Annotated in this window: 9 protein-coding genes; 6 read left to right on the top strand and 3 right to left on the bottom strand. The window is 50.4% G+C overall.

Translation table 11 applies throughout. The annotated features are described in order from the left end of the window. The 6 genes from QME66_12130 to QME66_12105 form a co-directional block, all read left to right on the top strand. Positions 1–397: hypothetical protein (locus QME66_12130; GenBank protein ID MDI6809712.1), on the top strand; the 397-nt coding region annotated here is incomplete at its 5' end. A gap of 94 nt (positions 398–491) precedes the next feature. Then, the gene (locus QME66_12125) at positions 492–686 is read left to right on the top strand and encodes a hypothetical protein (protein ID MDI6809711.1); all 195 of its coding nucleotides are present in this window, start codon (positions 492–494) and stop codon (positions 684–686) included. Between the two features lie 17 nt (positions 687–703). After that, positions 704–1,705 (top strand): methyltransferase, encoded by a 1,002-nt coding sequence (locus QME66_12120; GenBank protein MDI6809710.1) that lies wholly within the window; start codon positions 704–706, stop codon positions 1,703–1,705. 166 nt (positions 1,706–1,871) lie between these two features. Then, a complete protein-coding gene (locus tag QME66_12115; GenBank protein ID MDI6809709.1) occupies positions 1,872–2,129 on the top strand; it encodes a translation elongation factor-like protein in 258 nt (85 codons plus the stop codon). Between the two features lie 503 nt (positions 2,130–2,632). Further along, on the top strand, positions 2,633–3,892 hold the full coding sequence (locus tag QME66_12110) for an endonuclease Q family protein (protein MDI6809708.1): 1,260 nt from the start codon (positions 2,633–2,635) through the stop codon (positions 3,890–3,892). Positions 3,893–3,962: 70 nt separating this feature from the next. Further along, the gene (locus tag QME66_12105; GenBank protein MDI6809707.1) at positions 3,963–4,850 is read left to right on the top strand and encodes a hypothetical protein; all 888 of its coding nucleotides are present in this window, start codon (positions 3,963–3,965) and stop codon (positions 4,848–4,850) included. A gap of 110 nt (positions 4,851–4,960) precedes the next feature. Here the strand turns inward: QME66_12105 and QME66_12100 are convergent, their stop codons facing one another. The 3 genes from QME66_12100 to QME66_12090 form a co-directional block, all read right to left on the bottom strand. Continuing rightward, positions 4,961–5,302 (bottom strand): hypothetical protein, encoded by a 342-nt coding sequence (locus QME66_12100; protein ID MDI6809706.1) that lies wholly within the window; start codon positions 5,300–5,302, stop codon positions 4,961–4,963. Positions 5,303–5,394: 92 nt separating this feature from the next. After that, the gene (locus tag QME66_12095; GenBank protein ID MDI6809705.1) at positions 5,395–6,144 is read right to left on the bottom strand and encodes a DinB family protein; all 750 of its coding nucleotides are present in this window, start codon (positions 6,142–6,144) and stop codon (positions 5,395–5,397) included. Positions 6,145–6,464: 320 nt separating this feature from the next. Then, a partial coding sequence (locus tag QME66_12090) for an electron transfer flavoprotein subunit alpha/FixB family protein (protein ID MDI6809704.1) occupies positions 6,465–7,538 on the bottom strand: 1,074 nt, incomplete at its 5' end.

Below are 7,538 nucleotides of genomic sequence, written 5' to 3'. Positions count from 1 at the left end.
CCCCCAACAGAGGACACAAACCGTAATTTATGGCGCTCGATACCACGTTCATGCAAGTTTATGCATAAAGCAGGTTAGGTCTCCGGAACTAGATTCACCGATTGCGAAATTTGAGGGCAAGGGAGAAAACAGGGTAGAGAAGCTGAGATATGATGAGAAAGCGGGACTTCTTTACATCAACAAAGGCCAATACTTTGAAGGCGTACCGCAAGCTGTGTGGGGTTATCGGGTTGGCGGCTTTCAGGTCTGTGACAAATGGCTGAAAGACAGGAAGGAACGAATATTATCGCTTGATGAGATACAGATCTATTGCAGGATCGTCACAGCAATTGGAAAGACCATCGAGATACAAAAGCTAATTGATGCACTCTATGATGATTTGGAACGAGGGATCTGACAATCCGAGAGATTCCCAGGATTTTGCCTGTTGCAGATGGCTGCATCTGTGCTTCCCGCGACGTAAGTGAGGGTGCAAACCCAGAGGGTGAAGAGTGAAAAAGTACCTGGTTCTCACACTTGTGCTTGTGCTGCTTGTGCTTGACTGGGCTGCCTTGCACGATATCTTGAAGGGGGAATCCGATTCGCGCGCTGAGGTTGCTGTGCTTGCCGTGAGCGCCATACTGCTTGCGGCAATTGCAGTGCCAAGCTGGAAGCGCCTCGGGCAGAAAAGTAGAAGCGGCAGGTGACCTCAGGGGGCAAGCATGTGAAGCCAAGAACGACTGCTGATGTTCTCGACCTGATGGGCTCTTACATAGCTTCCTCCGCGCTCAATGTCGCCCTTGAGGTTGGGCTCTTCTGGCTTCTTAAGGAGCGGCCGGAAACCACAGAGAGTGTTGCCCGGTCTTTGCACATCCCGTCAAATCGCTGCCGGTACTGGCTTGAGCTTCTGAGAGGTATGGGGCTTCTTGACCGCGAAGGCGCAGCGTATTCCGTCTCTCCGGATGCACGCACTGCTATTCTTGACGCATATAGCAAGGAAACCTGGATGCACCTTGCCGAAGAGGAGCGTGAGCGCTACCCGGCAGGACGGGATCTTGCTCTTCACATACGCCGGCCCGGCACGGTCTGGGCAACCCAAGGCCTCGAGCCTCCCGACTACGTCAAACAGATGGAGGAGAGCATAGACCGGGCGCGCAGTTTCACCCGCATGCTCTACGAAATTCACAAGCCTCTCGCAGAAGAAGTTGCCGGCAGACTAGATCTGACCGGAGTGAAGAAGCTGATGGATCTTGGTGGTGGTTCCGGCGCCGTGTCACTGGCCCTGCTGCGCCGGAATCCTCAGCTGGCATGCGTCGTTGTGGACATAGAGAACGTCTGCGTCGCCGGACGCGAATTAGCCGCTGAGAATTCCATGCAGGAACGGATCGTCTATCATTCAGCCGATATCATCAAGGACAAACTGCCCTCAGACTTCGATATGGTGCTTGAGTGCGACGTCGGCATCTATGACGAGGCACTGTTCAGAAAGGTCCGGGATGTCTTGAACCCTCAAGGCCGTTTTGTGATTGTAGGTGAATTGGCGCGAGAGGAGGGTGTTGCGCCACTTTCGCGTCTGGACCATGCTTTCTGGCGTTCGCTTGACGACCTGGATTATGAGGTTGTCACCGTGCCTCTGGTCCATGCCAGGCTTGCAAAGGTTGGTTTTCATCCTATCTCGGAAGAAACCTTGCAGAACGGCGGGGTTGTCATCCAATCCGGGAAATGAAGGAAGACAATTCTCTCGGTTGAGGCCAATCTCGAAACTACATGTGCTGGTTCAGACGGGCATGGGTTCTTCTCTTTCCGTCCCCAATCCCGGACAATATTGACATGGAAAACATCTTTTGTTAAGTTGAAATCCAAGTCCTGCGAACAAAGGAGGTGAGGGAATAATGGAGAAGAAAGTGGGCCATGTGGTAGGCTATTTCTCCCACGTAGGAGTCGCCGCAATCCTCCTTTCAGATGATTCTCTCTCTGTTGGTGATGTTATTCACTTCAGGGGTCACACGACAGATTTGGAGCAGACTGTCGAGTCAATGGAAATCGATCACAAGCCTATCGAAAAAGCAGCAAAAGGTTCTGACGTGGGGATAAGAGTAAAGGACAGGGTCAGGCACAACGACGCAGTGTACAAGATAATCCCCGACTGAAAACAGAGTTTCCATTTGAGGCAACGAAACTCTCAAGTGCGCGGATCCTCTTGGCGAGCGGCATCTAACCTCAAGGCGATACCTGGCAGAGGGCAACTGGCGGGATAAACTCAAAGCTTCTCTGAAGGCCGGAGCCTCCAGAGAAGCCGAATAAGAACTCGCAGCGACAGATCTTCCTAGCGAAGCAGGCTGATCGAAAACCCTACCTGTAGAGTGCCTTGATAGCGCCCCAGTTCGGTTTGCCCGCAGGAGTAGGTCCGACATAGACCAGCTTCACCGCATCAGCATTCACAAGCTGCTTCGAACACTTCGCGCCTGCTTGCCGCTCACTTCAGGCATCCGGACAGCTTGGAAAAAGTTGTTTGACATCAAAAAATCCATTTGCTAGGTTCCGGGTGCAAGTCCCATTTCTGAAAATTATGTGAGAGCGAATAGAATAGAGTCGGCCATGTGGCGCCCAATTCTTCCCATGCAAAAATTGATTCAGTTCTCCGTGACCCCAAATGCAGTTCATAGCTGATTTTCACCTCCACTCCAGATTCAGTCGCGCGACAAGCAAGGATATGGATGCGCCGACGATTGCGCGCTGGGCACGGCTTAAAGGTATCAAGGTCGTCGGAACAGGTGACTTCACCCACCCAACCCATCTCGCGTCACTCAAAGCACGGCTCGAATCAGACGGCAGTGGTCTCTATCATTCGAGAGAAGGGGACAATTGGACCAAGTTCATTCTCACCGGCGAGGTGAGCAACATTTTCTCGCAGGGCGGAAAGGTGAGAAAGATCCACACTCTTATTTTCGCTCCCAGCTTTCAGGTTGTGGATGCAATCAATGACAGACTCGCCCGGCTCGGGAAGCTATCGTCGGATGGCAGGCCGATTTTTGGTTTCCCGGTGAAGGACCTGGTGAAACTTGTGCTGGATGTCTCTGAGGCCTGCCTGGTAGTGCCAGCTCACGCGTGGACTCCCTGGTTCTCGCTCTTCGGGGCAAACTCAGGATTTGATTCAATCGAAGAATGCTTTGGAGAGGAAGCACGTCATATCCATGCAATTGAAACGGGGCTCTCATCCGATCCGCAGATGAACTGGAGACTCTCGTGTCTTGATGAGATAACACTGATATCAAACTCAGACGCTCACTCCCCGAGCAAGATAGGAAGAGAAGCGAATGTTTTTGACTGTGACTTGAGCTACGAAGAGATTACGAGCGCGATAAGGAAGAAGGACAAAAAGAAGTTCGTCTACACCATCGAGTTTTTTCCTGAAGAGGGGAAATATCATTTTGACGGACACAGGGCCTGCGGAATTCTCTTTTCTCCCGAGGAGAGTAAGAAGCACAATCTTATTTGCCCACGCTGCGGAAGGAGACTGACCCTCGGCGTGATGCACCGCGTCAACCAGCTTGCGGACAGACCGCCCGGGTTCATTCCTCAAAACGCAATCCCGGCAAGACACCTTGTCCCTCTTGTCGAGATCGTTGCTGACTGTCTGAGTCTTGGAGTTGGGTCAGCCGCAGTAGAAAGAGAGTACGAGAGAATCACCATGGCCGGCGGAAATGAATGTGAAGTCCTGCTCAGTCTGGATGAGAGTGGCCTGTCGAGAATAGCGTCACCGCGGATAGTGGAAGGAATCTTGAAAGTGCGGCGAGGAGAAGTCAACGCAGTCCCGGGCTATGACGGAGTATTCGGGAAAATAAGCATATTTGGAAAGGAGGCCGTGCTCGAAAAGCTGGAGACAGTCGCCGCACAGACATCCTTGTTTTGAAAAACCACTCCTTTCTGCAGACAGCTTCTTTTCCCGATGCCCACGGTTGTGAGCTCGAACAGATACGCTTATGAAAAACAAGAATCCCCTGGCTCCCCATGCAGATGAACTCAGAGCCATGAGAAACGAGCTCTCGTCCTTGAGGGCTTCGATCGAATCCCTCTGCCATAAACGTGAGAACGAGATTTTCTATGCGCTGAAAAGGAGAGGTTTCGCTTTTCAAAGTGCCAATCCCACGGAAAGGCTTCTTTCCGGACCCAACCGTTCCCCGGCTGCCGAAGAGGCGCTTTACGAGAAACTCAAGAAATACTCATTCAGACTTTTTGTAAGGGACGTTGTAGCAAGGGAAAAGCCGTTCAAAATATCCGAGGTTACGAAATACTCCACTAGAGAGACTTCAATCAGGTACATCGCTTTCCTCCGGTCTCTCGGAATTGTAGAGAAGGTGGGCGCCGACAGGTTCTCTTTGTCTTCGCATTCTGTTTACAACTTCGGTGACACGTTTGAATGGTTTGTTGCAAAACTGTTTGAGAACGAGTTTCACGTTCCATCTGCCTGGGGAGTAAAGCTCAAGGAGACGAAATCCGGCGGAGACTTCGACGTCATTGTCTTTATTGAGGGCAACCTCGTCTATGTGGAGGTGAAATCGTCCCCTCCGAAGCACATTGAGCAGAATGAAGTTGCCGCATTCTTCAACAGAATAGATGACTTGAAGCCAGATCTTTCCATTTTTGTAGAGGACACAAGGTTGAGGATGAGGGACAAGATAGTGGTGATGTTTGAAGAAGAATTGAACAGGAGAATGACACCCGGGAAGCGGACCCGCTACCGGATGAACAGAGTTCTTGGCGAGATATTCTCTTTTGAAGGAAAGATCTTCATTTCAAACAGCAAGCCGGATATTGCTTCGAACCTCGGAGTTTGCATCCAGAGCCTGCTGAGAAGGGGGGCTCCTTAAACGACCGGAGACCGCGCCTTCCCGTTGATTGCCGGCTTCTTCGCAGAGCCGAACGACAATCCGGCAAGGTAGAAGTCGGACCTTGCTCACACACAGACCGACAAACTGCCCTACTTCATGTATGTGGGCGGATTTTTCTTCGCAGCCTCTACTGCTGCCATCATTTTTGCAAGAGTATCCGGGTCCCTCGCCATTTTCTCGACAAATTCTCCCGCAACAGTTGTGTCTGCGACAACTTTTTCGGAGAGTTTATCAATGGCAAGGGGATGAGCGAACAGTTTATCGATGAGTTTATCCATGGTTGCCGTGTCGGCTACCATCCTCTCGATTGCTTCTTCTTGAAGGGTGGTGTTTGAAAGGATGACATCAATTGGATCCTTCTTCGAGCAGCTTGCCAGGAGGGCGCCTATCAGCAGAGCTCCGCCCAGAACGGGAAGAAAATACTTCTTCACGCGATTCACCTCCTTTTCTCACAAGCACAATTCTTCTTATTTCCAATAGTTGATACAGTATTCCGGTCGCGAAGTCAAGCAACCGCCTCAGTTCAAGTCTCTTGCCTCGCAAATTGCTCACGGAGAAGACGCTCGATGTACTGAGTATGTTGCCGCTCGTGCTCAAGCAGCCGCCTCAAGACTTTCTTCGCCGTCCATTGTTCCCCGAGGTTTCTCTGGCGCGGCGAGCACCATTTCTTCGGCACGTACACATTCCTCCGCTGTGCCGGCGTGAGGGAAAGGAGGCCGTTTGAGGCAATCTTCCGGGTCTGAGCCAGAAGCTTAAAGGGGTTCCTCGAAAGCCCCCCTTTGGGCTCCCGGATCTTCCGTTCGAGGCGTGAAATATACCAGATCTCGCACACAGCAATATGACAAAGAGTGTTCTGGATCGACCGGGGTTCGCCGCGCGGTTTCCTCCGGATGAGGGCGGCCGGCAAATCACAAACCAGCTTCAACAGGTCCTCCCGGTTCCAGGACATACGGCGAAGGCACATTTGAATATCTCTACTCGTGACACTCTCACGCTCGGGCTGAAACAGAGCAGCTGTTCCGCCGGCAATCCATGGATCCTGATTGCGAACCGCTTCCGCAATCATTGGATTGATCTCGTTGATACTCGGGCAAAATGCTCGCTGACCGTGAGCGCGAAGCCATTTGCTATAAGCCACAATTTCTTCTTTGATCTTTGCAATTGCCCGCGTTTGATTCCTGGCAGTCCGGTTACAACCCAGAAGGCTGCCGAGGACATGCGCCATGCACCCGCCGGTCCCCACATCAAGGAAAATGTTGTAACTGCGTTTCATGTGTCTATCCTCCGTATTCAAACCAGTTTTGTTCCAACATAAGCCGGTCCACGAACGATGTCAAATGCTCCAGCGGCCGCTGAATAGAATTCAGATATTCTCTTCGCACGGCAGCGAAAACAGTTGAAGGATTGAGTTCACCGGTTGCCACAGGAGCACGTCCTGCTGAAGCAAGGGGACGGACCAACGAGGGATTCACACCGAGCGCCGCTAACCGGATTGGCGCTCCGCACGGTACATTCTTCGTGGGCACCAGCTCCGACCAAACAGAGAAATGAGTGCCTCGGACGTCGACGAGAATGAAAGCGGGTATACAGAGACTATTGCTTAGAAATGTTCAATAACTCTCTTTTCAATATTGGAATTATCTGAAAGAGATCTCCAACGATTCCATAGTCAGCTTTCTTGAAAATAGGTGCATTTACATCCCTGTTTATTGCAATAATTACTTTTGATGTTTTCATTCCTGCAAAATGTTGAATGGCACCAGATATTCCGCAGGCGATATACACTTTTGGACTTACCGTTTTCCCGGTCTGCCCAACTTGCATAGACTGTTTAGCATAACCAGAATCGACAGCCGCCCTGGAAGCTCCGATCGCAGCACTGAATTCCCTCGCAAAATCTTCCAGCAAGGCAAAATTCTCTTTGCTTTTCATTCCCCGGCCGCCGGAAATAATGATGTCTGCTTCCGTTAGATCTATCTCCTTTGTTGCACTCTTCAACACTTCTCTTACTCTCGTTAGAAGAGGAATCTCAACAGCGTTGAAAGCCTTAACCAACGGGCTTGTTCTATTTTCAGCCTTTCTTAGGGTTATCGAGTTGGGCCTTAGAGAATAAACCCTGCAATTACCTTTCAACACAACTTCTGCAATGATTTTTCCTCCATACATTGGCCTCTTCGCTTTTGAGTTTTCAATGTCTATGGAAATGCAATCTGTTGCCATTGGCGCCTTCAATTCAGCGGCAACTCTTGGCAGTAAATCACATCCTTGAATGGTATGCGAGCCAATAAAGGTTGAAATGTTATTTGTTCTAACAATCTCCGCCAAACATTTTGCATACAAGTGAGCATTGTATGGCTTCTCCTCAAGACCAGGAATGTGTACTATCTCATTTGCTCCATATTCTGAAAGTTGGTCAACAAAATGGTCAACATTCGAAGCGGCCACAATCGTAGTTACAATCAGGGAGGAATCCTTATTATTGTATGAATTGACCAAACTTAGGATCTCAAAACTGGCTTTCTTTATCTTGGCGTCCTTCAATTCAACATAGATTCCAATGTTGTTCATACTTTCACCTGTCCTAATCTCCTCAAATTGTGTGCATGAGCTAGTGTCGTGTCCCGGAAGTTCCTTGTCTATGTCTTTGCCCCGGGACACGACACTTTC

The organism is Candidatus Eisenbacteria bacterium (assembly GCA_030017955.1).
GTDB lineage: Bacteria > Eisenbacteria > RBG-16-71-46 > JASEGR01 > JASEGR01 > JASEGR01.
This window is presented reverse-complemented; position numbering and strand designations above follow the sequence as displayed.

Bases quoted from the DNA above. Each gene is read 5' to 3' on its own strand.
- QME66_12115 (MDI6809709.1), top strand. From the start codon at position 1,872: ATGGAGAAGAAAGTGGGCCATGTGGTAGGCTATTTCTCCCACGTAGGA.
- QME66_12095 (MDI6809705.1), bottom strand. From the start codon at position 6,144: ATGAAACGCAGTTACAACATTTTCCTTGATGTGGGGACCGGCGGGTGC.
- QME66_12110 (MDI6809708.1), top strand. From the start codon at position 2,633: ATGCAGTTCATAGCTGATTTTCACCTCCACTCCAGATTCAGTCGCGCG.
- QME66_12105 (MDI6809707.1), top strand. From the start codon at position 3,963: ATGAAAAACAAGAATCCCCTGGCTCCCCATGCAGATGAACTCAGAGCC.